We start from the raw sequence: 24,778 nt of genomic DNA on the forward strand, positions 1-24,778 counted from the left end.
GCTTGACTAAGGGGGTCTATCGGTCGCCAAACCCACCGCCACCCGGTGTGTGGATTTCAAACACATCGCCCACTTGCATCTCGACCTGGCCGATGTGCGCCAAGGCCTCGACGCGGCCATCGCTGCGCACCACCCGGTTGATGCCCGGCAGGCCACTGTGCCCACCCGCCATGCCAAACGCGGGATGGACCCGCCCATTGGACAAAATGCCCGCCGTCATCGGCTCCAGAAAACGCACCCGGCGCACACCGCCGTCGCCGCCATGCCAGCGCCCCGCGCCGCCCGATCCCTGGCGGATGGCATAACTTTCTAGGCGCACCGGGAAACGGAACTCCAGCACCTCGGGGTCTGTGAGGCGTGAATTGGTCATGTGGGTTTGCACCACCGAGGTGCCGTCAAAACCACCGACCAACTGGCCTTGTGCGTCAAAGCGCCCACCCGCACCGCTGCCACCCGAGATGGTTTCGTAGTACTGCACCCGCGCATTGCCAAAGGTGAAATTGTTCATGGTGGGCTGGCTGCCCGCCATCACGCCCAAAGCGCCAAACAGCGCGTTGGTGATGCAGGTCGAGGTCTCCACATTGCCCGCCACCACCGACGCGGGCGGGTTGGGGTTGAGCATGGAGCCCTGCGGAATGATGACTTTCAGGGGCTTGAGGCAACCCGCGTTCAGCGGGATGTCGTCGTCCACCAAACTGCGAAACACGTACAGCACCGCCGCCATGCACACCGCACGCGGCGCGTTGAAGTTGTTGGACAGCTGGGCGCTGGTGCCGGTGAAATCAATTTCAGCCGTGCGCTCAGCCGCGTTCACACGCACCGCCACCTGGATCTGCGCCCCGTTGTCGAGCGGGAAAGTGAACGCGCCGTCTTTGAGGCGCGTGATGACGCGGCGCACCGATTCTTCGGCGTTGTCCTGCACATGGCGCATGTAGGCCTGCACCACGTCCAGGCCAAACTGCGCCACCATGCGGCGCAGCTCTTGCACGCCTTTTTCGTTGGCGGCAATTTGCGCTTTCAAGTCGGCCATGTTTTGCGCCGGGTTGCGCGAAGGGTATTCGCCGCTTTGCAACAAGGCCACCATCTCGGCCTCGCGCAGATGGCCCGCTTCGACCAACTTGACGTTGTTGATTTGCACGCCCTCTTCTTCGATGCGCGTGGAGAACGGCGGCATGGAGCCCGGCGTCAAGCCGCCCACATCGGCGTGGTGCCCGCGTGAGCCCACATAAAAAACGGGGTCTGCATGCCCTTCCAAGTACACCGGGGTGATGACCGTGATGTCGGGCAAATGCGTGCCGCCGTGGTACGGGTCGTTCAGCACAAACACGTCGCCGGGCTGCATGCGGCCTTTGTTTTCGTGGATCACGGTCTGGATGCTCTCACCCATCGAGCCCAGGTGCACGGGCATGTGGGGCGCGTTGGCGATCAGATGGCCTTCGGCGCTGAACAGCGCACACGAAAAGTCGAGCCGCTCTTTGATGTTGACCGAATAAGCGGTGTTTTGCAGCTGCAGCCCCATCTGCTCGGCGATGTTCATGAACAGGTTGTTGAACACCTCCAGCAGCACCGGGTCGGCCTGCGTGCCTGCGGCGTGCTGCACGGCGCGCGCCTGCACGCGCACCAGCAACAAATGGTCCAGCGCCGTCAAGCGCGCTTGCCAACCGGGCTCCACCACGGTGGTGGCATTTTTCTCGGCAATGATGGCCGGGCCGTCGAGCACATCGCCCGGGCGCATGTCTTCGCGCACCACGAGCGCGGCGCCCTGCCACTGGGCCAGGCCTTGCGCATTGGCGGCGTACACCTGCACCGTGTCGCGGCGCGGCACTTCGCGCTCGGGGTTCAGCGCATGCACAGCCTCTTCGGGTGCATCGCCAGGCAGCACGGCCTCGACCGACACGGCTTCGACCACCAAGGCCTTGCCCTGCATCAAGAAGGCAAAGCGCTGGCGATACGCCGCTTCAAAACCGGCCACCAATTGGGCCTGATCGCCCCAGGGCACAACCAAGGCCGAGTCGGTGCCTTCGTAGCGCAAATGCACGCGTTGGCGCAACTCGATGCGGTCCGCATGGCCTGCGTCCCCGCCCATTTGCGCCAACAAGGCTTGGCCCGTGGTCTCGCCCAAAGCCTGCAAGCGCTCGGCCATCAGGGGCATGGCGGCCGCATCGAGGCGCCGCTCAATCGATTCCTCGCGCATCACGTTCTGGTCGGCCAAGCCCATGCCGTAGGCCGACAGCACGCCCGCCAGCGGGTGCACCAGCACCTGCGACATGCCCAAAGCATCCGCCACCAAACACGCATGCTGGCCGCCCGCGCCGCCAAAGCACTGCAAGGTGTAGCGCGTCACATCGTAGCCCCGCGCCACCGAAATTTTCTTGATGGCATTGGCCATCTGCTGCACCGCGATCTGGATGAAACCGTGCGCCACGTCTTCGGCAGCGCGGGCGGTTTGCTTGGCCAATTGCTCAAAATGCCCGCGCACCACTTCGGCGTCCAGCGGCTGGTTCGCCTCGGGCCCGAACACCGAGGGAAAAAACTTCGGCTGCACCTTGCCCACCATCACGTTCGCATCGGTCACCGCCAGCGGCCCGCCCCGGCGGTAGCTGGCTGGGCCGGGGTTGGCCCCCGCGCTTTGCGGGCCCACCCGGAACCGCGCACCGTCGTAGGCCAAGAGCGAGCCGCCGCCTGCCGCCACGGTGTGGATGCTCATCATGGGCGCACGCATGCGCACACCCGCCACCTGGGTTTCAAATTCGCGCTCGAACTGACCCGCAAAGTGCGACACATCGGTGGACGTGCCGCCCATGTCAAAACCAATCACCTTGTCATGCCCCGCCAGCTGGGCCGTGCGCGCCATGCCCACGATGCCGCCGGCCGGGCCGCTCAAAATCGCGTCTTTGCCCGCAAACACCTGCGCGTCAGTCAAGCCGCCCGAGGACTGCATGAACATCAGTTTCACGCCTGGCATTTCGCGGGCCACCTGGTCGACATAGCGGCGCAAGATGGGCGACAAATACGCGTCCACCACCGTGGTGTCACCCCGGCTGACCAGCTTCATCATCGGGCTGGTTTGGTGCGAAGTGCTGATCTGGGTGAAGCCCACCTCACGCGCCAAGCGCGCCGCAGCCTGCTCGTGCGCCGTGTGCCGCCAGCCGTGCATGAAGACCACCGCCACCGAGCGCACCCCTTGGGTGTGCCAATGCATCAATTGGGTGCGCAAATGCACCTCGTCGAGCGGCTGCAAGACCTCGCCGTCCACCGCCACCCGCTCCTGCGCCTCCAGCACCGCGCTGTAGAGCAACTCGGGCAACACAATCTGGCGGTCAAACAAACGCGGGCGGTTTTGGTAGGCGATGCGCAGCGCATCGCCAAAACCCTGCGTGGTCACCAGCAGCGTCGCTTCGCCCTTGCGCTCGAGCAGCGCATTGGTCGCCACCGTGGTGCCCATCTTGACGCACTCGACATGCGCCGGTGTGACCGGCTCACCGGGCTTCAGGCCCAGCAAATGGCGGATGCCCGCCACCGCCGCGTCGCGGTACTGCTCGGGGTTTTCAGACAGCAGTTTGTGCGTGACCAAAGTGCCGTCGGGCCGCTTGCCCACCACGTCGGTGAAGGTGCCGCCCCGGTCGATCCAAAATTGCCAACGGTTTGTGCCAGCGGGTGGGGTGTGGGGTTCGGTCATAGCTTGCTCAAAAATGAAATTCAAAAACCAGGTTCACAAAGAAGCGGCTGCACGCGCCGCCTGGTCGTACATGCCCGAGAGCACACGCAGCAATCGGGCCAACTCGCCTATGTCGCGGTTCAGCCCGTCGTCGGCCTTGAGCGCGTCGATCAAACAGCTCTCGCGGATTTCGCGGTAACGCTGCACATAGGCACGGCCCTCGTCGGTGGCGGCATAGGTCACGTCTTTGCCATTCTTTTGCGACACCACCACGCCCAGGCCTTGCAGCTTTTTCAGGGCGTAATTGACCAAATGGGTGTCTTCGATGTTCATGATGAAACAGATGTCGGCCAGGCGCTTGTCACGCGCACGGTGCGTCACGTGGTGCAGCACCAGCACATCCAAGGGCGTCAAATCTTTCAGACCCGCGGCGGCCATGCAATGGATGATCCAGCGGTGAAAGGCGTTGCCCGCCACGATCAGGCCAAACTCGAACTCGCTCATCTCCGCGCTGTCGGGCGAGACCAGATGGGCCGAGGACACAATGGGGCTGGCGGCTGAAATGCTCAAAGAATTTTTGCGCGGCATGGGATCCATCAAGGCTTGAAGGTTGAGAAAGTCTATGCCCGATGCCGACAATTTGCCAACAATTTGTTGACGTTAAGGGAAAACACCGAGCACGGATCGCCGCCGCCTTGCCTACAGTGGTCACCTGACAGATGCACCCGATGCGCGCGTGAAGCGGGCACCTTTCTTGCACTGCCCAGTGGACCATTCACTTCCATCTTTCACAGGAGTTTTCATGCAACGTCGTGCCTTACACCTCAGCCTGCTGGCTGGCCTGCTCGCTGTTTCCGGCTTTGTGTCGGCCCAAACCAAATGGGACCTGCCCGCCGCTTACCCGGCCACCAACTTCCACTCGGTCAACATGACCCAGTTTGCGGCCGACGTGGACAAAGCCACAGCGGGCAAGCTGAAAATCACCGTGCACGCCAACGCCTCCCTCTTCAAGGCCCCTGAAATCAAGCGTGCGGTGCAAGGCGGTCAAGCCCAAGCGGGTGAAATTTTGCTGGCCAACTTCAGCAACGAATGGCCCATCTACGCGGCCGATGGCCTGCCCTTCCTGGCCGACAGCTACGACGAAAGCATGAAGCTGTACAAGTCGCAAAAGCCCCTGATGGAGAAGAAACTCGCCGAACAAGGCATGGTGCTGTTGTATTCCGTGGCCTGGCCTCCCCAGGGCATTTACAGCAAAAAACCGCTGGCCAGCGCAGCCGACCTCAAAGGCATCAAGTGGCGCTCTTACAGCCCATCCACTGCACGCATTGCCGAACTGGTGGGCGCGCAACCCGTGACGGTCCAAGCGGCTGAATTCACCCAGGCGCTTGCCACGGGCGTTGTCGAGTCCACCATGACGTCTGGCGCCACCGGCGTGGACAGCAAGCTGTACGAGCACCTCAAGTACTACTACGACGTGCAGGCTTGGTTACCCAAGAACGCTGTGATCGCCAACAAGAAAGCATTTGACGCACTCGACAAACCCACGCAAGACGCCGTCATGAAGGCCGCCGCCGATGCGGAGACACGCGGGTGGACTGAATCGCGCAAAGTCAACGAGACGACCTTGGCCACGCTCAAGGCCAATGGCATGACGGTCACGCCGCCATCAGCGCAACTCAAGGCCGACATGAAGAAAGTGGGTGACACCATGCTCAAAGAGTGGCTGGAGAAATCGGGCGCCGAAGGCAAAGGCCTGGTGGACGCTTACAACAAGAAATAACTGCAGATGAGCACCAGCCCCGCCCCCCGTGCCTCATCGGTGCGTCGCTTTCTGGATGGCCTGTACCTGCTCGGGGGGCAACTGGCCGCCCTGTGCGTGCTGGCCATCCTGATGTTGATGATCGGTGCCTCCGTGGGACGTGCGCTGGACTGGCGTGTCTCCTGGGTCAACGACATCGTGGCTTGGCTGTGTGCGGCCGCAGCGTTCTTGGGCATGGCCTACAGCTTTCGCAACGGTGACTTTGTGCGCGTGACGCTGGTGCTCGAGTCGGTATCGGCACCTGTGCGCCGCTGGCTGGAGCTGATGTCCCTCTCAGTGGCTGCCGTGGCCATTGGCTACCTGGGTTATTGGGCGGCGCGCTTCACCTGGGAGAGCTACGAGTTCAACGACATCGCAGGCAATATGGTGGCGATCCCGATCTGGATCCCGCAAATGAGCTTTGTGATCGGCTCGGCCATTTTGGTGATCGCGGTGATCGACGAATGCGTGTGCGTGTTCCGCGGTGGCAAGCCCAGTTATGTGGCGCGTGTCGAAGAGCGACACGCCCGTGGTGACTTTTCAGAGGAGCTTTGATGGGCCTGCTTGAAATCGGGGGCCTGCTCCTCTTTTTGATGTTGTTGATGCTGAGCGGCGGCGTGTGGATCGCCATGACCCTGGCCATTGTGGGCTGGGTCGGCCAAGCGTTTTTCACCAACACCCTGCCCGGCAAGAACCTGTTTTCCTCTTTCTGGGAAACCTCGTCCAGTTGGGAACTTGCAGCCCTGCCCATGTTCATTTGGATGGGCGAAATTTTGTACCGCACCAAGCTGTCCGAGCAGATGTTCGACGGCCTCTCGCCTTGGCTGTCCAAAGTGCCGGGGCGCTTGATGCACACCACCATTTTGGGTTGCGGGATTTTTGGTTCGGTTTCGGGCTCTTCGGCCGCCACCTGCGCCACGATTGCCAAAGTGGCCCTGCCCGAACTCGAAAAACGCGGCTACGACCGCAACATCGCGCTGGGCTCACTGGCCGCTGCAGGCGGTTTGGGCATCTTGATTCCGCCATCCATCACCATGGTGGTGTATGCCGTGGCGGCAGACGCCAGCGTCATCCGCTTATTTCTCGCGGGCTTTTTGCCAGGCTTTTTGCTGATGGGCCTGTTCTCGGGCTACATCATTTGGTGGAGCCTGCGCAACCCCGACAAAGTGCCACCGGCAGAAGCGCCAACGACCTTCATGGAAAAGATACGACGCTCGGGCAGTTTGATTCCTTGTGGCTTGCTGATTGTCTTCATCGTGTGGGTGCTGGTGGCAGGCATTGCCACCGCCACCGAATGCGCAGCCTATGGCGTGCTGGGGTCGCTCGCCATTGCCGCCGCGGGACGCAGCCTGACTTGGCAAAATTTCTGGCAAGGCCTGGTGAGTGCCACACGCGTGAGCTGCATGATCATGTTCATCCTGGCAGGCGCAGCGTTTCTGACCAAGACCATGGCCTTCACTGGCATTCCGCGCGAGTTGGCCGAGGTGGTGCACGCCATGAACCTCTCGCCCTTTGGCCTCATTGGGGTTTTGGTGCTGGTGTATCTGATTTTGGGCACAGCGCTGGATGGCATCTCCATGATCGTGCTGACCAGCGCGGTGGTGCTGCCCATGATCCAAAAAGCAGGGTTCGACCTGGTCTGGTTCGGCATCTTCATCATCATGTTGATCGAGATCGCGGAAATCACGCCACCCGTGGGCTTCAACCTGTTTGTGCTGCAAAACATGACCGGTATCGACAGCAACCGCATTGCCACGGTCACCCTGCCCTTTTTCGGGTGCTTGCTCCTGGGCATTGGCTTGATCACCGTCTTCCCATCCATCGTGACCATCCTGCCCGACATGATGATGGGCGTGGCCAAATAAAAGCCGCGTCACTCCGGTAAGATGCCGCGCTGGCCCTACAAAGGGCATGAAAGAGTGACGGATGTTTAAAAATGTGATGGTTTACCGCATCGGCGAGGGCTTTGCCCCTTCATTGGCCGATGTGCAGGCGGCGCTGGAGCCGGTGCAGTTTGTGGAGTGTGGCGCCAGCCAAGAAAAATCGATTGGCTGGGTGCCTCCACGGGGCGAGGCGCATGGCCCCCTGGTCGAATCGGTCGGCGGGCAGTGGATCCTGAAACTCATGATCGAGTCCAAGGCCGTTCCCGGCAACGTGGTGCGCCGCAAAGTCGATGAACGCATCGCCGAAATCGAAGCAGCCACCGGCCGCAAACCTGGCAAAAAAGAAAAACGCGACCTGATGGACGACGCTCTGTTGTCGCTGCTGCCGCAGGCCTTTGCACGCCAGTCCACCGTGCTGGTGTGGATGGACCTGGAAAACCGCCGCTTGGTGCTGAACGCAGGCAGCCAAGGCAAGGCCGACGAAGTGATGTCGGCACTGATGAACGTGATGGGTGGCCTGTCGGTCTCGCTCATCCAAACCGTGACTTCGCCGCAAGCGGCCATGACGCAATGGCTCTTGGCCCCCACACCCGACGAGTGGCCGTCTGATTTGACCGTGGAGCGCGAAACCGTGCTCAAGTCCACCGGCGAAGACGCTGCCAGCGTGCGCTTTACCCGCCACCACCTGGCCAACGACGACGTGCGCAAACACGTACTGGAAGGCAAACTGCCCACCCAGCTGGCACTCAGCTGGGACGGCCGCGTGGCCTTTGTGCTGACCGAGACCCTGCAGCTGAAAAAAGTGCAGTACCTCGACGGCGTGATGGACGAGTCGGGCACCGACAAGAACGAAGACCGCTTTGACGCCGATGTGGCCTTGTCCACTGGCTTATTGGGGCCGCTGATCGACAGCCTGATCGAAGCGCTGGGTGGCGAGATGGAACTGGGTGCGGCTGCAGCCGACCAAGCCATTCCCAACCCCACGCGCACCGTGATGAATTCAACGGTTTCAACGGGTGCTGCTGCTGGCAGCGACGAAGACCCGCCGTTTTAAGACACGCCCAACACCCGCCCACACCCGCATAAAGGAGCCGCCCCATGCTCACGGTGATCGCGATCTGCCTCGGTGCTTGCGTGGGGGCGCTCTCGCGTTGGCAGTTGGGTTTGTGGCTCAACCCCGTCAGCGCCAGTGCCGGCCTGCTGCCCTGGGGCACGCTGGCGGCCAACCTGATCGGCGGCTACTTGGTGGGCGTGTGTGTGGGCGTGTTCCAGCAACTGCCGGAGTTGGACCCGGTTTGGCGACTGGCCCTGGTCACAGGCTTCTTAGGCGCACTGACCACCTTCTCCAGTTTCTCGGCCGAGGTGGTGGCCATGCTGCAACAAGGCCGCTTTGCGCTGGCGGCAGGTACCGCCAGCATGCACTTGTTTGGTTCGCTGGCCCTCACGGTGCTGGGGCTCAAAACCGTGGGTCTGATCTGGGCGCGCTGATCGGGTGAGGGGCGGGTTTGCAGCGGGAGCAGTCGGTCATCGTCTCAAGTGAAGTGACCGCTATCAGCCACATTGGGTATTTAAAGTCGTCTAGAAGCACTTTTAACGCACCCCGACTTGACGTCCGGCCATGTTAACCAATTGAACCAGCGCTGGCCCAATCGTCTTTAGTAAATCATTGGGCTTGGCACGGTACCCTGGTACAGCACAGTTAAACAAAAGCCTGCGCGAGCCGTAACGGATGTCTGAAGCCACGCCAACGGCCAAAACACCAAGACCGGCATCCCCCATATTGATTGCGAAGCCGCGCTTGCTGTAATGAGTGATACTTTCTTTCAGGCCCTCTGTGCTGCGCGTGTATTCGTCGGGCCTCTCCTTGCGTGCTCTCACAAGAAAGCGGTTTAGATCGGCAACTGACAGTTGCGAGAGCCAAGAACGTCCCATCGCTGTCTCGACGATACCGCGTACGGCGCCAACACCCGGTCGCTTGAGGGTGCCGCTTTCGTGCGTGCAAGTTTCGATGTAAACAACGTCCAGGTCCATGGTCACCCCGATGGAAACAGCGCCTTCAAATCGATCTGCCATGGATTGAAGTGCAGGCCTCAGCTGCGTCAGCAACGGTGTATTGATGACATAGGGGTAACCCAGCGCTACAGCGGCTGGACCAATAAAGTACCGGTCCAACCTTTCATCATGGTCAAGAAATCCCAATGCTTGAAGACTGCGACACAAGCGACTGACCGTTGAGCGGGGAATTCCCAAGATTTCAGCAAACTCACTGTTCGCATGAGCGCGCGGATTGCGAACAAAACATTGCAGGATCATCAACCCCTTGGCGAGCGTTCCGGAAAAGTCGGGATCACCCGCACGCACACGCTGAAGGTCCCGCTGGTCTTTGATTTGATGAACTGTCCGTTCTTGTCGCATATTGACATTCTCGCGTCGAACACGCTTGTCTGCACATTTCAGTTCCAATAGTTGGAACATTGGTTTGAAGTCAAGGAAGACTTGCCTAAAGTATTCGCATGATCCGTAATGAAGCAAAACTTGGCACGCTGCTGGACGATATCCGCTCATTTGTTCGCGAACGATGGCATCCCATGGAGGATGAAATTGAGCGCTCAGAAGAGATTCCAGAGTCGATCGTTTCAGAACTTCGAAGCAAGGGGTACTTCGGCTGGAGTATCCCAGAGTCATATGGTGGCCTGGGTCTCACGGCAGAAGAACTTGTCTTGTGCGCAATGGAACTCTCACAAGCTTCAGTTGCGCTGCGAGCACGCGTTGGAACGAATACGGGTATCGGCTCGGAAGCACTCGTCGCCGATGGAACTGAAGCACAAAAAATGCGCTGGCTACCACGCATGGCTACCGGAGAACTCACTGGCTGCTTGGCACTCACAGAACCGGACGCGGGATCCGAAGCGACCAACATTCAGACCACGGCACGCCGTGATGGCGAGGACTATGTACTCAATGGCATGAAGCGCTACATCACCAATGCGCCTGTCGCAGATGTGTTCACCGTCATCGCTCGCACGGAGGAGGGTTCACGTGGTCATGCAGGGCTGACAGCCTTCTTGGTTGAACGGGGACCCGGGTTGCGAACTGGCGCGCAGTACAAAAAAATGGGGCAAGCTGGATCGCCGGTTTCAGATGTTTTTTTCGAGAACTGCCGTGTGCCCGCCACAAACGTGATCGGTGAGAAGGAAGGCGTTGGCTTCCAAACCGTGATGAAGGTTCTGAACAAACAAAGGCTGCACTTGGCAGCTCTTTGCACGGGTCCGGCCATTCGTATGCTTGATCTCGCTGTGACCCATACGACGCAACGTGCACAGTTCAGCCAATCCGTCGCCAACTTCCAGTTGGTTCAAGCGATGATCGCTGACTGCCGTACAGAAATTTTTGCTGCGCGCTCCATGATTCTCGAAGCAGCACGTGCACGTGATCATGGTGAGGATGTAGCCCTCACGGCTTCCATGTGTAAATACTTCGCCTCTGAAATGTGTGGTCGGGTTGCAGACCGCTGCGTTCAGATGTTTGGCGGTGCTGGCTACATCGCAGACTTCAGTCCGATCGAGCGTTATTACCGCGATGTACGTCTTTTCCGCTTGTATGAGGGTACGAGCCAGATTCATCAACTCAACATCGCCAAGCTGACACTGCGCGAACATGAAAAAGCAACTGTTCAATGAACTTGCATGAAATTAAGTTCTACCCAAAGATATCAACTCTTGCAGAGCGCCACACCCAGCGCATGCTAAGAAGGATTTTATGTAAGACCTAAAAATTGATCACTTTCCATACCCAAAACAAACCAGGAGATGAAAATGAAAAGACGTTCCTTGATCCTTACGGGAGCAGCAATCGCCGCATGGCCTTTCAAGGCCCTTCAGGCGCAAGAGGCCTTCCCTGCCAAACCCATTCGGATCATCGTGCCTTATCCGGCCGGTGGTGTGGTGGACGTTCAAACTCGGGCAATGGCACAAGGCATGGAATTCGGTCAACCGGTTGTCATTGAAGCCCGCCCCGGTGCAAATGCCAACATCGCCGCAGAAGCTGTTGCGCGGGCAAACGCAGATGGATACACCTTGCTGGTGTCCGCACCTTTCCTACTCAACAACCCTTTGCTGGAACAAAATCTCCGATGGGCGCCAAAGGACTTCATTCCTGTTGCGCGCTTTTCTCTGTCCCCGAGCTATCTTTGCGTACCTGCATCATCACCAGCACGCAGTGTGCGAGAGTTCATCGAAATGGCGCGTAAGGCGAGTCCGGCATTGCAGTATGGTGACGGCGGCTCGGGCACTACCCAAACCATGGCCACAGAGATCCTCAAGCAAGTCACCGGCATCAAGCTCGACCCGATTCCCTACAAAGGCGCACCTCCGATGGCTGTCGACCTGATCACGAACACCTTCGCGGTGGGTGTTTTGCCCTCCAGCGTGGCTTTTCCGCACATCAAATCAGGCAAGTTGCGCGCTCTGGCCAACACCAGTGCTAACCGCTCACCCCAACTGCCGGAGGTTCCCACCATTGCCGAAGCAGGATTTCCGGAGGTCACCGTCTTGTCTTGGTACGGCCTGCATGCCCCAACAGGCACACCTCCCGAGGCCGTGCGCAAACTTGAAGCGGCGGTGCAGGCCGCTTTACAAAAGAACGACACCAAAGAAAGGCTGACCACGGCCGGTGGCGAAGCAGCTTTCTTGTCCACTGCCGACTTCAGCCAATTCATGCGCAACGACTTGCAGATGTGGGAACGCATCAACCGCATGCTCAAAAAGTGACAAGACTATGACCGCTCACACCCCATCGGTGCAAGCATTGCTTGAACAAGCCAGACGCTTCATTGATGAAGAAGTCATTCCGCGTGAAAACCTGCGCCGTGCACACGAGCGGGACTACAACTTGGCCTTGGTGCAAGAGTTGCGTACTCTTGCAGTCGCTGAGGGCCTGACTGCGCCACGAGGCGCCGTGGCCGATGGCGGTCTGGGCCTAAGTTGGGTGCAGTGCTGTGCTTACCTTGAAACTGCTGGCCGCAGTTTTTTGGGACCGGGGGCACTGCAGTGCGCGGCACCTGGCCAGCCGGACATCACCACGCTCGAGGCCCTGGCCACACCATCGCAGCGCGACCGTTACTTGCGCCCACTGATACAAGGCACCATGCGCTCATGCTTTGCGATGAGCGAGCCAGCTCCGGGTGTGGGTTCCGATCCTCGAATGCTCAGCAGCCGCGCTGAATGCACGCCACGGGGCTGGCGCCTCAATGGCCACAAATGGTTCGCGACTTCAGCTTCAGTGGCAGATTTCGCCATCGTCATGGCACGAACCGAAATCGGCCCCTCACTTTTTGTGGTCGAGGTCCAGCAGCCCGGCTTTGACATCGTGCGAGACGTCCCCACGGTAGAGCCCTTCGACCTGGGTGGGCACGCCGAAATTCGTCTACAAGACTGTGAAATACCTGCCGACGCTTTGCTTGGGGAGGAAGGAAAAGGCCTTGAACACGCACAGCTGCGCCTAGAGGGCGCCCGCTTGTTTCATTGCATGCGTCTGATCGGTCTGTCCTCACGGGCCATGAGCATGGCCCAACAGTATGCGCAGGCGCGCCAATCGCATGGTTACCGGGTGTCCGAGCACCAAATGGTTCAGGCCATGGTGGCCGATGCACACATCGAGTTGCATGCTGCGCGTTTGATGACTCTGGACACTGCCCAAAGGCTGGATGCAGGTGAATCGATTCGCCACCAATCGGCCATGACCAAAGTCTTCGTCTCAGAGGCCGTCAACCGCGTGGCTGACTCTGCTGTCCAAATCACCGGGGCACTGGGCATTTCTGAAGATTGGCCACTGTCGATGATTCAACGACTGCTGCGCCCCTTCCGTATTTATGATGGGGCCTCCGAAGTTCACCGATCTGCCATAGCACGACGCGTGTTCCACCAAGGTCTTGAAGCCTGAGGTCAACCTGAAGCGCCCAATCAATATAGACCCATGGCCAACAGCCTCTGGATCATTTCCATGTGCTTTAACTAGGCCTGAATAACTGGGCCCACACAATCCCCCACCCTTAAACGCGCATCCATAAGACATGTCCACTACCCAATTCGACCTCTTGCGCATGTTCAGCGCCCGCAGCATCGCCGTCATTGGTGCCTCCACCACGGGCAGCAAACCCAGTGGTCAGCCGTTGCTTCACCTGCGCAATTTGGGCTACCAAGGTCGCGTCTATCCAGTCAATCCGCGCTACTCAGAAGTTTTTGGCTGGCCGTGTTTCCCGGACATTGCTGCGTTGCCAGAGGTGCCTGATGTGGCACTGATCGCCGTGGGGGCCGACCACGTGGTCCACCATTTGGAGGCTTGTGGTCGCAAAGGTATTTATCAGGTCATCGTGATCACCTCTGGCTTCGCCGAGATGGGCGGCGATGGTGTGGCCGCCCAACAGGCGCTGGTTGACATGGCCAATCGTTATGGCATCGCCATGATGGGGCCAAATTGTCAAGGCATGATCAGCATCGGTCAGGGTTTCAGTTTGGGTTTTGGCGCGCCCTATGGACTTCAGTACCGGAAAGGACCCATCAGCATGAGCTCTCAAAGCGGTGCGTGGGGAAACACCGTACTGATGCTCGCCAACGAGGCTGGACTGGGTTTCCAGAACTACCAATCCACCGGGAATGAAGCGCAAACCACCAGTCTCGATCTGGTGCATGCATGGGCAGACGATCCGCAGACTGGCATGGTGGTGTCCTATGTGGAAGGTTTCAAGGACGCCCATCGCATCGTCGATGTAGGGCGAAAAATTTTGCGGGCCGGTAAACCGTGGTTGCTTTGGAAGGTGGGCACCTCCGAGGCCGGCGCTCGCGCTGCGGCCTCCCATACTGCCAATTTGGGCGGCGATGCTGCGCTGTATCAGGCGGCTTTTGCACAAGCTGGGGCTATCGAAGTCACCGATGTGCAAGACCTGGCCGACCGCGCCTTGGCTCTGCTCTCGCCACGTCAGCCCACCGGACCGCGCGTGGCGGTGGTCACGCTTTCCGGAGGAGCCGGCGTTCTGCTGGCAGACCACTGCGCACCCGCAGGCTTGGTGCTACCGCCACTGTCTGCGACCACCTTGGATGCGCTGAAACAGGTTCTGCCCCCTTATGCCGGCCTGCACAACCCGATCGATGTGACGGGCAACATCATTGCGCAAGAAGACAAGTTGATCACCTCCTTGCGCCTGATCGTGAACGACCCCGCCGTGGACATGATGGCCGTTTGCCTGGCAGCGGCCTCTGGTCCCTTGGGTGTCAAGTTGGCGCAATGGGTAGCCGAGGTAGCACTGGCGACGCACAAGCCGGTGTTGGTATCCTGGACAGCTGACACCGCCACCACACAAGCCGGTTATGACGCTTTGCACGAAGCGGGGGTGCCGCGCTACGACACTCCTGTTCGCTGTGCCACGGGTATGGGGGCCATGTGGCAATTTGTCGCAGCCCGCCGTCGCGAGGCTGAGCGTGCGTTGGAGCCGCTGCTCAGCTGCTCACGCCCGTTGCGACGCCAGCAGCTTGCCAGCGCCCGTCACGACCTCACAGAATACGAAGCCAAGCAGCTGTTGGCCGACTATGGCATTCGCGTGACAGCTGAAGCACTCGCGCACAGCGCCGCCGAGGCCGTTCAGCAAGCCACTGCCCTCGGCTTTCCGGTGGCCCTGAAAGTGGTTTCGTCCGACATCGCTCACAAAACCGAAGCTGGGGGCGTGCGGATTGGCTTGCGCGATGCCCATGCCGTTCAAATGGCTTACGACGACATTCTTCGCAATGCGCAGCAGCATGCACCGCATGCCATCATCGACGGGGTGCTGGTGCAAGCCATGGTCCATGGCGGTGTCGAGGTGATTCTGGGCGTCACGAACGATCCGCTGTTTGGACTGGCCATCATGTTCGGTCTGGGCGGCATTTATGCCGAGGTTCTGCGTGACGTGAGCTTCAGGATGTTGCCCATCTCGCGCAGTGAAGCCGAAGCCATGGTGCGCGAGATCCGTACCTTCCCTCTGCTGGATGGTGCTCGCGGTCAGCCCAAGGCCGACCTTGAAGCTTTGGTGGACACCATCCTTCAACTAGCGGCGTTGGCACAAGATTTGAGCGAACACATCTCAGGCATCGACATCAACCCCTTGTTCGTTAAACCGAACGGACAAGGTGTAGTGGCTGTCGATGCCCTGGTCCAGATCAAGCGCTGAAATTTGAACCAAAAATCTGCATCGGATACACCCACGGCGTTTGTTGACGTTCTCGCGGCGTTCACCGCAGGCATGCACAGAAACCGTTTTTTCGTGTGGGTGACGGTGAAGCTGTCACCCAAGTGCCACTCACAGGGTTTGTGATGTTGTCAGCGCAAGTCGGTTTGACTACGCTTAAAACATGAATACAAATTCACAAAATATTTCGCCACAGACTGCTGTGACCGCGGCCATGGCCAAGCCTCTGGTGCTTTGGGGCTATCCCTTGCTCGAGGTCTTGCGAACTTGCCAAGTGCAAAGCAATCCACAGGCCACACCCGCATTCGGGCGCGGTCCGTTTGGGATGTTCCAAGGCAGTGACAGACCTTGGACACACGAGGACCGTGACATCGTCACGCCCTCTTGCGACCTGTTGTATTACAACGCTTGGATCTGGATAGGAAGTTCCCCGGTTCGACTGCACATCCCTCCGAACCACGGTCGGTATTACGTGGTGCAGTTGCTGGATGCTTGGAGCGAAAATTTCCACAATGTCGGTCTGCGCAACACCCCTCCAGAAGGCACCGAATGGTGGCTCATCCACACTGAAGATCCCATGCCTGAGGGCATAGATCCGGCGCACGTGGTGCGTTGCCCCACCCGTCTGGTCTGGCTGCTGGGGCGGGCGTTGGTGGGAGGTGTCTCTGATGCGCCTGATGCCCGCGCTTTTGCAGATGGCGTGCGTTTGGAAGGCAGCGGGCCACGTCCGTTGTGCGTGAGCCTGTGGCAGGACAGCGGCAATGCATCACAAGATTTTTTTGCCAACCTGATACAGGCGGTCGATGAGATCGGCGTACCGTCGGGCGCAAGCGATCTGCGTCCACTGATGCGCAGCCTGCGCTTGCCACCAGGTGGGCTGGATGCGTTGGAACGCAGCAGCGAGCGAGTACGCGAAGGCCTTCGGCAAGCCCACACCGAGGGGATGCATCTGATCGAACAGCACATTGTCAACTTGACGCGAAAGCCCTGGACCTGGAGCCCCCACTTAGGCGTCTGGGGCGACAACATCTTGATGCGCGCCACTGTCGCCATGAAGGGGCTGGGTGCTTTGTCCGCCACCGAAACCATCTATGCACAGGCCGACTTTGATGCCGACAGTGAACCTTTGGACGGCCAGCACGGCTACACCTTGCGCTTTGAGAATGGCCAGATGCCGCCGGCTGACGCCTTTTGGTCGGTATCGCTCTATGGCGAAGACCGCTATTTCGCAGCCAATCCTTTGGGTCGCTATGCGATTGGAGATCGAACCACGGGCTTGCGGTTGAGCCAAGACAATTCTCTGACACTGCAAATCCAGAACGAGCGCCCCGCCGAAGGTGATGCGAACTGGTTGCCAGCGCCAACGGGACGTTTTTACCTGATTTTGCGCTTGTACCACCCACGCGAAGAGATGCTCAAAGGCCGCTATGCCCTGCCTCCCGTGCAACGCATCAAAGAAAGGTGACGTCATGAACCGCAATGACCTGGCCAGAGAGGCCATTCTCTACACGCTGCCCTTGTATGAAACAGCAAGAATGCAAGCAGCAAGCAGTCCACGCAAAAATACAGAAGGGCAGTTTGCCGACCCAGCGGGTGGCCCCGAATCGACACGCCGTTGGGCCAATGTGTTTTCACACACGCGTCAGTTGCTCAATGCCAAAGACCGCAGAGTGGTCACACCCAACGCTGACACCCTCTACACCAGTTCTTGGATCGATCTGTCTGACGGGCCATTGTTGTTGCACACCCCGGACACTGGCGATCGCTATTACGTGCTGGGCCTGTTGGACTTCTTCACCAACCCTTTTGCCCACCTGGGCACCCGCTTGCATGGAAATGCCGCTCACACGTTTTTCCTGCATGGACCCGAATGGCAAGGCACCCCGCCGGCTGGTACGCTGCCGATTGAATGCGCCACCCCAACGGTATGGCTGATCGGCCGCATTCTGGCTTTGCCACATGAGGATATGGCCCCAGTTCATGCTCTTCAGAACGCCTTTCGCTTGACGACCCTTGAAGGAGAGCCTGCTGCCCGAATAGTCACATGCGGCCTGCATGGGCAAGACAAATTGAGCGACGCCGCCACTTTCGTCGGGGTCGTCAACCGACAACTGGCCATCACCCCCCCTCCCCCTAGTGAAATGGCCGATCTAGCGCGCTTCGCTGTTTTGGGCATCGGAGCTGGTCTGGATAAATCACAGGCTGACTTGCCCTTGTTGCAAGAAACCTTGTCCGAGATCCTGTCCGAACTGGATGCGCCCGCATCTTCCGATTTAGAGGGGGGCTGGAATGCCTCGGTCGAAGTCACTGAGCACTATGGCCGCGATTGGTACACCCGAGCCCGGGTGGCCCGCTGCTACATTGGTCTGCTGGGCACGCAGGAAGTTTTTTACCAAATGGCGCACCGTGATAGTCAGGGTCGCCCACTGGACGGACGTCACCGTTACCGCCTCCGCTTCGCACCTGGGGGCTTGCCACAGGTCGATGCCTTTTGGTCGCTGAGCCTTTACCGCAAGAGCGATTACTTGTTCGTAGAAAACCCTCTGCAGCGCCACGCCATTGGCGACCGCACGGCCGGCTTATGCACCGACCCTGATGGCGGATTGACGATCTGGCTAGGCCACACACCTCCTGCACAGACCAACAACTGGTTACCCGCGCCGGCTGATACTTTTTACGTTGCTCTGCGGCTGTATTTGCCTCGCGAAGTTCATCAAAATGACCTTTACAACTACCCACTCATCGAGTTGGTCGATGACAGCGTCTGAGGATCCGGGCTGACCTTGATGCCTGTGCCATGAACCTGCCCCCTTCAAACACATCGACACTAATGACCACTCACGCTACTCCTACAGCGTCCGGATACCGTCTGATCCTTGACTGTATTCAGGAACACGAAATTCAGCGGGCTGACCAGGTCTACCTGACCCAGCCTGTGGGTCAAGGCCAAGTGCGTGATTACACCTGGCGCGAGACACTCGATGAGGCCCGACGAATGGCGCGGCACTTGCAGTCTCGAGGGTTCGAGCAGGGCACTCGCATCGGACTGATCTCTAAAAATTGTGCCCATTTCATCATGGCGGAACTGGCCATCTGGCTGTCCGGTGGCACAACGGTCGCATTGTTCCCAACCGAGTCGGCCGACAACATTCGGTTCGTCCTAGAACACAGCGAGACTCGCCTGCTTTTCATTGGCAAACTTGACAATTGGGCACGTCAGCAATCAGGCGTACCCCAGGGTCTTGCTTGTATCGCGCTGCCCCTATCAGACGCCCCAGCACTTCAGCCTGATATGCCCCGCTGGGAAAACATCGTGGCCAACACCGAAGGATTGAAGGGTCGAATCACGCGCGACACCAAGGATCTGGCGCTTTTGGCTTACACCTCCGGATCAACCGGCGAACCCAAAGGCGTCATGCATAACTTTGGCGTGATCAGCGACGCCTCCGAACGCACCGTGGCGTTGATCAACGAGCGCACTGGCAATCCGCCAGAACACCGGGTTTTATCGTACCTGCCACTGTCACATGTTTTCGAGCGGTCAAAGATCGCCTGCTGGTCTTTGGTGGCTGGCAATGTGCGGGTGTTTTTTTCCGAATCGCTAGATACTTTTGTGAAAGACCTTCAGCGTGCACGGCCCAACTCCTTCATTTCAGTCCCCAGGTTGTGGCTCAAGTTCCAGCATGGCGTGTTCGCCAAAATTCCGGCTGCGCAGCTCGACGCCGCACTGGCTGACCCGGTCAAAGGAAAAGTGGTCGCCAAGCAAGTGCTGGCTTCGCTCGGTCTTGACGCGGTGGTATCAGCCGGCAGTGGCTCGGCGCCTATCTCAGCCGAGCTGATTGAGTGGTACCGCAAGCTGGGCTTGGACCTGATGGAGGGCTATGCAATGACCGAAGACTTTGCGTATTCACATGGTTCGCTGCCGCAGTACAGCAAACCTGGCTATGTCGGGCGCGCACTTCCGGGCGTGCAATCGCGGTTATCGCCGGAAGGTGAAATTTTGGTCAAGTCCCCTGGTTGCATGGTGGGATACTACAAACGGCCTGACTTGACGACTGAAGCCTTCACCGATGACGGCTATTTCCGCACTGGCGATTGCGGACATTTCGAGCCCAACGGCATGCTCAAATTGACTGGACGGATCAAAGAGCTGTTCAAGACGACCAAGGGCAAATATGTGGCACCTGTACCGATCGAGAGCCGATTGAACAACCACCCAATGGTCGAGCTCAGCATGGTGTGCGGCGCCGGTCAGAGTGCGGCATGCGCCCTGATTCAGCTGTCAGATCAGCACCAAGCACAGCGCCAGGACCCCGCTTTGCAAGAACAGATCGAACTCGAGCTGGCGCGGCTGCTGGAGGACGTCAATGCAACACTGAACGATCACGAACAGTTGCGCTTGTTGGTGGTGATGAACGAACCATGGTCCATTGAAAACGGTTGCCTGACGGCTACGATGAAAATCAAACGCAACGCCATCGAGGCCAGTGTCCATCAACGCCTCAACAGCTGGTACGCGCAACCGGATCAGGTTGTCTGGGCCTGACCCATAAAACGTCCTACTCAGGCGTCTGAAAACCGGTGATCGGAGGTAAAGGCTCGAGTACTGCAAAGCCTCTGTCAAATGTATCAAGCAGAGCGAGAAAGGCTTCAAACTGAGGGCGAGAGCCTTTCAGCGCTATGCGTCCACTGTCCATAGCCTCAGAAAAGCTCAGCTGCTCCAGCGATATGTCATCGAGTGTGGCGCGGCTCAGGCGCAGTTGAACATCCACCTCACCAACAGGTTCTTCGCTGGCATGGCGCAACACACCATTCGACAGTGTCAACACATAACTCGAGTCCGGCTCGCTAAACCGCCAGTGCATCACCAATCGGTGCTGTGCTGCACGAGGGCCGTTCAAACGCATCGCCAAGTAATCAAAATAGTCCGCCAAAGGCAAGGCGCGAATCATGTCTCGGCTAGCAGCCATACCCGATCCCATGCGCGGTGGGCCTTGGCGCAGCTCCCGGGCGCCCTGCAGATAAGCATTGCGCCAGGTGGATGACTCGGTCTGATAACCCAGTTGTTCCATGGCTTGGGCGCACAGACGCCGCGCTTCGTGACAAGCCGGATCCACCCACACGATTCGGGCACAGATATCGGCCACCCAACGGTATTCACCTGCCGCCAAATCAACGCGAACCTTGTTCAGAACTGCTTCGACGCCACCCATGTATTCGATGGTCTTGCAGGCGTGTTCTTGACGAGGCAATGGGTCAAGAAAAGCCGGATGGCCTTCGTAGGCCCCCAAGTAGCGCTGGTACACGGCTTTCACGTTGTGTTTGAGGTGACCGTAAAAGCTGTGTGTGGACCAATCCTGTTGAAGTTCCTCTGGCAAGCGAATGGCTTCGGCAATGTCACCACCCGTGTGTCCGTGGTTCATCAAACGCAATGTCTGGTCGTGTACGAATTTGTAAAGATCGTGCTGGCGCAACAGGTACTCGCCCATGGACTGACTGCCCCAAACTGGCCAATGGTGCTGAGCAATCAATACATCGCTGTGGGGGGCATAACGTTGGCGAGCACCGGCCAGATAGGATGCCCAAGCACGAGCGTCACGCACCTGTGCTCCACGCAAGGGCAGAAGGTTGTGAAAATTGTGGCTGGTGATCTCAGCCATGTTGAGCACGCGCAGGCCAGGGTGGTGGATGATCATCTCGGCTGGGGCTTCAGCTCCCGGTGTCAGCTCAAACACGCATTCGATGCCATCTACCTCGAAGCTTTCCACCGATTGGGTGATCAGCCGATTGGGCGCAATCAGTGTGACGGTCCCAGCTGAGACCGCCTTGCCCAATCCTGCATCCACCTGACCGAGTTCACCGCGTGGTAACAATGCGCCGTACTGAAACAAGGCACGCCGTGTCATGGCATTGCCAGCCATCACGGTTTCGCTGATGGCGTCATCCATGAAGCCCACTGGGGCAATCACTTGCACACGACCAGACAGCACATCCACCTCATCAATGACGCCACGCACGCCGCCAAAATGGTCCACATGGCTGTGTGTGTAAACCACCGCGACCACTGGTCGTTTAGGCCGGTGCTGGTGGTACAAGCTCAGCGCCGCAGCAGCCACTTGGGTAGAGGTGAGCGGGTCAATGATGATCAGTCCGGTGTCACCTTCCAGAATGGTCATATTCGCCAGATCCATGCCCCGAACTTGATAAACACGATCACAGACCTTGAACAAGCCGGTAACCATATTGAGGCGGGCATGCCGCCACAAACCGGGGTGCACGCTGTCGGGCGACTGTTCATTGGCCAGAAAACCATAGGCCTGCAGGTTCCAGACCGGGCGGCCGTTGGGGCGCAGCACGCCTTCAGGAGGCAAGGGTGCCACCAGCCCCCGGCGAGCATCCTCAAACGCCCGGTCATCGTGCAAGGGCAAATGCAGACGCTGGGCCGATTGGCAAGCACGGGTGTGCATGGAAGCCGGCTGAGGACTTTCTGTCGCCAGGTTTTCTTCAGGCTTAGGATGAGGTGTTTCAGAGGTCATACAGGTAATCAACAAACTGTCAAACAGTGCGCGCGTTAAAGCTGTTCTTGCAGAATTTCAAGCCATGGTCATGCCGTGCGTCGGGTCATTGTCCCGAGTGCTGCCGTGAGGCAGGCCACGCAGTTGCTCGGCCATGCTGCGATAGAGGTTTCGCGACACCACGCTGCTGAGCTGCAGAGCACGTCGATCTAGCAAATCGGCTTTGAAATCCATGACCTGAGAATGCATCGGCGTGTCTTCGGGCAACTGAGCAACCAGGTCAATCACGTGCAGCGCCTTTTGGATCTGCCCCCCCTCAGCAAGCGCCTGGGCTCGCGCCACCACATGCTGGACATCGGCTGCAGAACCCAACAAGCTCTGAAGATCGGCTTCTACTTGCAAGCGCGGCGCTGGGTGCAGCGTGGTGGGGTTGCGGTCCCACCAACCGTTTTCGCTGCGCCAGATGTCGCGAACAATGTAGTCCACACAGCCGTAAACAGGTCGCATGAAGGGATGGTCAAACAAGGCCGCTGGAGGTCGGATACGGGCCACAATGTCCTCCACACCCAAGCCCTCATTCATGAGGCGCACTGTTTCTTGACGCAGCCAACGCAGGCCAGCAGCGGGCAGTACCAACGCATCTTCAACGTCTTGCGGCTCGAACAAGGGCCCCCCAAACTCGGCCAGCAACACCTTTGGCCGCAAGGCATGAAGTCGATCGAGCGTTGAAGCCCAGCGCATCGGGTCTCTGAGGGTACGCAGCGGCGTACCCACATTGGGCAGGCTGCGGATCACTGCAGCGCTGCCGTACAAAAATCGTTCGGACGGCAACCAGGCGGCCACCACATCATCGGTCTCAGACGGAGCCGCCAGCAACTCAATGGTGCGATCTCCTCCATCGATCACCAACCTGTCTTCAAAACCGATATCGGGCATGACCAGCCACTCTGGCTTGGGCTTGGGTACGTTCATACGGAATTGCAGGCTGTTGAGCAACTGCTGCAAGCCCTCGGCTTCCTGGTAACGGGCGTAGCGTGCACGAACACGTCGGTGTGCCACCAGCACAGGCCGAGCAAAACCACGCTCTGCCATGGACCTGCACCAATCGCCCACACCGTAGTTGTAGCCAAGGTGCCCGTGGCTGTAAACGATGTGACTCACAGGCTTGGGCGTTATGGTTTGCAAAGTAGCGATCATGTTGGCGGTCAAGCCACCGCCAGGGCCAGCGTCGAACAGCACTACGCCTTTTGCAGTCTCCAAAGCCACGGAATTACCTTGTCCGGGTAACAGGTGAACGCCGGGCACGATGTCACGGTGCGTGGCGCGATTGATCAATACCATGCCAGGTTTTCGGGAAGTGATCACAGGCTGTTGCTGAGAATTCGAGGGGAAATTAGCGGTCTTTGTCGTCATGGCATGGGTCATTTCAAAAGCATCAGGTCCATTCAAAGCGATCTGCAGGCGCAACGCCAGTGCCCACCGCCTGGCCGCGCAACTCTTCGGCTGAGCTCTTGTAGAGATGCTGCGACACAACAGTACTCACTTGAGCGACACGTTGGTCGCAGCATTGCGCTTTGAGTTCTCGCGCGTCGACCACCCACGGAAGGTTTGGAGAGGCCAGCGCCAATAAGTCCAGAACATGCAAGGCTCTCTGCCATTGACCCGCTTGAACCAGAGCTTGGGCTTGTACAAGAACACGCTCAGGATCAGGGAGAGCAAAGTAGCGCGCATCCGCCGCATCTTGAGGCGCGCAGGGATGCAGCATGGTGGGGTTGCGATTCCACCAACCATTTTCACTGCGCCAAATGTCATGGATGATGTACTCGACACAGCCGTAACCCGGTTTGAGAAAACGATGACCAAAAATCTCCTCGGGAAGCTCGAGGTCGTGCAAGATATCCCACTCTTGCATGCCTTGATTCATCCTGATGACCACCTGCTCACGCAACCAACGCAGCGCAAGAATCGGCATGGTGAGTGCCTCGCGCACCTCAGCAGGATCATTCAGAGGTTTACCAAATTCAGGAACAAGAATCTTCGGCTCCAGACTCAGCATGCGCTCAAGCGTATCTGCCCAGAGCATCGGGTCTCGATAAATACGATATGGCGTTCCAACATTCGGCATCGCCTTGATCATGGCGCAGCTGCCATACAAGAGCTGGCAATCGGGTAACCATAATGCTGTAGCGTCATCGGTCTCGGATGGCGCATGCATCAGAAAAACCTGGCGCAAGGAACCGCCAATGAGCAGTTCATCTTGATATGTGATGTCGGGCAAACGGTACCAGTGTGCCGGAGGGTTAACCGGAAACGGTGCGCGAAACTGGCGCGTGTTCGTATAAGCCCCCAGACCACCAAGTTCGCGATAGCGACGGTACCGCGCAGGCAGGCGTGCATGAGCCACCACCAATGGTGCAGGGTGTCCACGCTCGGACGCATCGATGAGCCAGTCACGCACGCCATTGTTGTAACCCATGTGCCCGTGGCTGTAGACGATGTGCGAAAGGGGCAAATCAGTACATTCGCGAAGACAAGCGATCATGCGCGCCGTGATTTCACCGCCCGGCCCAGCATCGACGAGCACGATGCCCTCCCCTGTGCTGACTGCCAAAGAATTGCCTTGGCCACCCAAGGTCCACACGCCAGGTGCCCATTCGGCCCAGGCTTTCTTCATCATCAAAATATTGGTAACGCCCATCGCAATAA

Annotated in this window: 18 protein-coding genes; 12 read left to right on the top strand and 6 right to left on the bottom strand. The window is 58.8% G+C overall.

The genetic code is table 11. The annotated features are described in order from the left end of the window. Positions 1 to 16 precede the first annotated feature (16 nt). A complete protein-coding gene (locus B9Z31_RS01265; RefSeq protein WP_100117750.1) occupies positions 17 to 3,679 on the bottom strand; it encodes a hydantoinase B/oxoprolinase family protein in 3,663 nt (1,220 codons plus the stop codon). 33 nt (positions 3,680 to 3,712) lie between these two features. Then, the gene (locus B9Z31_RS01270; protein ID WP_199174414.1) at positions 3,713 to 4,255 is read right to left on the bottom strand and encodes a winged helix DNA-binding protein; all 543 of its coding nucleotides are present in this window, start codon (positions 4,253 to 4,255) and stop codon (positions 3,713 to 3,715) included. A gap of 205 nt (positions 4,256 to 4,460) precedes the next feature. Between B9Z31_RS01270 and B9Z31_RS01275 the strand changes: the two genes are divergently transcribed. The 5 genes from B9Z31_RS01275 (at position 4,461) to crcB (ending at position 8,827) form a co-directional block, all read left to right on the top strand. Next, positions 4,461 to 5,438, top strand: coding sequence for a TRAP transporter substrate-binding protein (locus B9Z31_RS01275; protein ID WP_100117751.1), 978 nt, complete (start codon positions 4,461 to 4,463; stop codon positions 5,436 to 5,438). Between the two features lie 6 nt (positions 5,439 to 5,444). Continuing rightward, entirely contained in the window at positions 5,445 to 6,011 is a 567-nt protein-coding gene (locus tag B9Z31_RS01280; protein ID WP_100117752.1) for a TRAP transporter small permease, read from the top strand. Next, positions 6,011 to 7,321, top strand: a complete 1,311-nt coding sequence (locus B9Z31_RS01285) for a TRAP transporter large permease (RefSeq protein WP_100117753.1) — start codon at positions 6,011 to 6,013, stop codon at positions 7,319 to 7,321. The genes B9Z31_RS01280 and B9Z31_RS01285 overlap by 1 nt, the downstream gene beginning before the upstream one ends. A 61-nt stretch (positions 7,322 to 7,382) precedes the next feature. Then, positions 7,383 to 8,393 (top strand): recombination-associated protein RdgC, encoded by a 1,011-nt coding sequence (locus B9Z31_RS01290; protein WP_100117754.1) that lies wholly within the window; start codon positions 7,383 to 7,385, stop codon positions 8,391 to 8,393. A 44-nt stretch (positions 8,394 to 8,437) separates the two neighbouring features. Next, a complete protein-coding gene (gene crcB, locus B9Z31_RS01295; RefSeq protein ID WP_100117755.1) occupies positions 8,438 to 8,827 on the top strand; it encodes a fluoride efflux transporter CrcB in 390 nt (129 codons plus the stop codon). A 102-nt stretch (positions 8,828 to 8,929) separates the two neighbouring features. On the opposite strand, the gene B9Z31_RS01300 is transcribed toward crcB, so the two are convergent. Then, on the bottom strand, positions 8,930 to 9,814 hold the full coding sequence (locus B9Z31_RS01300; protein WP_233200603.1) for an IclR family transcriptional regulator: 885 nt from the start codon (positions 9,812 to 9,814) through the stop codon (positions 8,930 to 8,932). A 38-nt stretch (positions 9,815 to 9,852) separates the two neighbouring features. On the opposite strand from B9Z31_RS01300, the gene B9Z31_RS01305 reads away from it, so the two are divergent. The 7 genes from B9Z31_RS01305 to B9Z31_RS01335 all read left to right on the top strand — a co-directional run bounded on the left by B9Z31_RS01305 (position 9,853) and on the right by B9Z31_RS01335 (position 20,103). Beyond that, positions 9,853 to 11,019, top strand: coding sequence for an acyl-CoA dehydrogenase family protein (locus tag B9Z31_RS01305; RefSeq protein WP_100117756.1), 1,167 nt, complete (start codon positions 9,853 to 9,855; stop codon positions 11,017 to 11,019). Between the two features lie 135 nt (positions 11,020 to 11,154). Further along, the gene (locus B9Z31_RS01310; RefSeq protein ID WP_158235639.1) at positions 11,155 to 12,108 is read left to right on the top strand and encodes a tripartite tricarboxylate transporter substrate binding protein; all 954 of its coding nucleotides are present in this window, start codon (positions 11,155 to 11,157) and stop codon (positions 12,106 to 12,108) included. A gap of 7 nt (positions 12,109 to 12,115) precedes the next feature. Further along, positions 12,116 to 13,279 carry an acyl-CoA dehydrogenase family protein gene (locus B9Z31_RS01315; protein ID WP_100117758.1) on the top strand — a complete coding sequence of 388 codons (1,164 nt, stop codon included), beginning with the start codon at positions 12,116 to 12,118 and terminating at the stop codon, positions 13,277 to 13,279. A gap of 130 nt (positions 13,280 to 13,409) precedes the next feature. Next, positions 13,410 to 15,539 carry an acetate--CoA ligase family protein gene (locus B9Z31_RS01320; RefSeq protein WP_100117759.1) on the top strand — a complete coding sequence of 710 codons (2,130 nt, stop codon included), beginning with the start codon at positions 13,410 to 13,412 and terminating at the stop codon, positions 15,537 to 15,539. A gap of 181 nt (positions 15,540 to 15,720) precedes the next feature. Further along, positions 15,721 to 17,022: a DUF1254 domain-containing protein gene (locus B9Z31_RS01325; RefSeq protein WP_100117760.1), complete on the top strand. Its 1,302-nt coding sequence runs from the start codon at positions 15,721 to 15,723 to the stop codon at positions 17,020 to 17,022. A 4-nt stretch (positions 17,023 to 17,026) separates the two neighbouring features. Continuing rightward, on the top strand, positions 17,027 to 18,325 hold the full coding sequence (locus B9Z31_RS01330; RefSeq protein WP_158235640.1) for a DUF1254 domain-containing protein: 1,299 nt from the start codon (positions 17,027 to 17,029) through the stop codon (positions 18,323 to 18,325). 29 nt (positions 18,326 to 18,354) lie between these two features. Continuing rightward, positions 18,355 to 20,103 carry an AMP-binding protein gene (locus B9Z31_RS01335; protein WP_233200605.1) on the top strand — a complete coding sequence of 583 codons (1,749 nt, stop codon included), beginning with the start codon at positions 18,355 to 18,357 and terminating at the stop codon, positions 20,101 to 20,103. A gap of 13 nt (positions 20,104 to 20,116) precedes the next feature. Here B9Z31_RS01335 and B9Z31_RS01340 read toward each other — a convergent pair whose 3' ends face one another. The 3 genes from B9Z31_RS01340 to B9Z31_RS01350 form a co-directional block, all read right to left on the bottom strand. Continuing rightward, complete coding sequence (locus B9Z31_RS01340) at positions 20,117 to 22,024, bottom strand: alkyl/aryl-sulfatase (RefSeq protein WP_199174405.1); 1,908 nt, start codon at positions 22,022 to 22,024, stop codon at positions 20,117 to 20,119. A gap of 126 nt (positions 22,025 to 22,150) precedes the next feature. Further along, positions 22,151 to 23,413 carry an alkyl sulfatase dimerization domain-containing protein gene (locus tag B9Z31_RS01345; protein ID WP_100117764.1) on the bottom strand — a complete coding sequence of 421 codons (1,263 nt, stop codon included), beginning with the start codon at positions 23,411 to 23,413 and terminating at the stop codon, positions 22,151 to 22,153. 94 nt (positions 23,414 to 23,507) lie between these two features. Continuing rightward, positions 23,508 to 24,770 (bottom strand): alkyl sulfatase dimerization domain-containing protein, encoded by a 1,263-nt coding sequence (locus tag B9Z31_RS01350; protein WP_100117765.1) that lies wholly within the window; start codon positions 24,768 to 24,770, stop codon positions 23,508 to 23,510. Positions 24,771 to 24,778: the final 8 nt, after the last annotated feature.

The sequence above is a fragment of the Limnohabitans sp. G3-2 genome (assembly GCF_002778275.1).
Taxonomy (GTDB): Bacteria; Pseudomonadota; Gammaproteobacteria; order Burkholderiales; family Burkholderiaceae_C; genus Limnohabitans_A.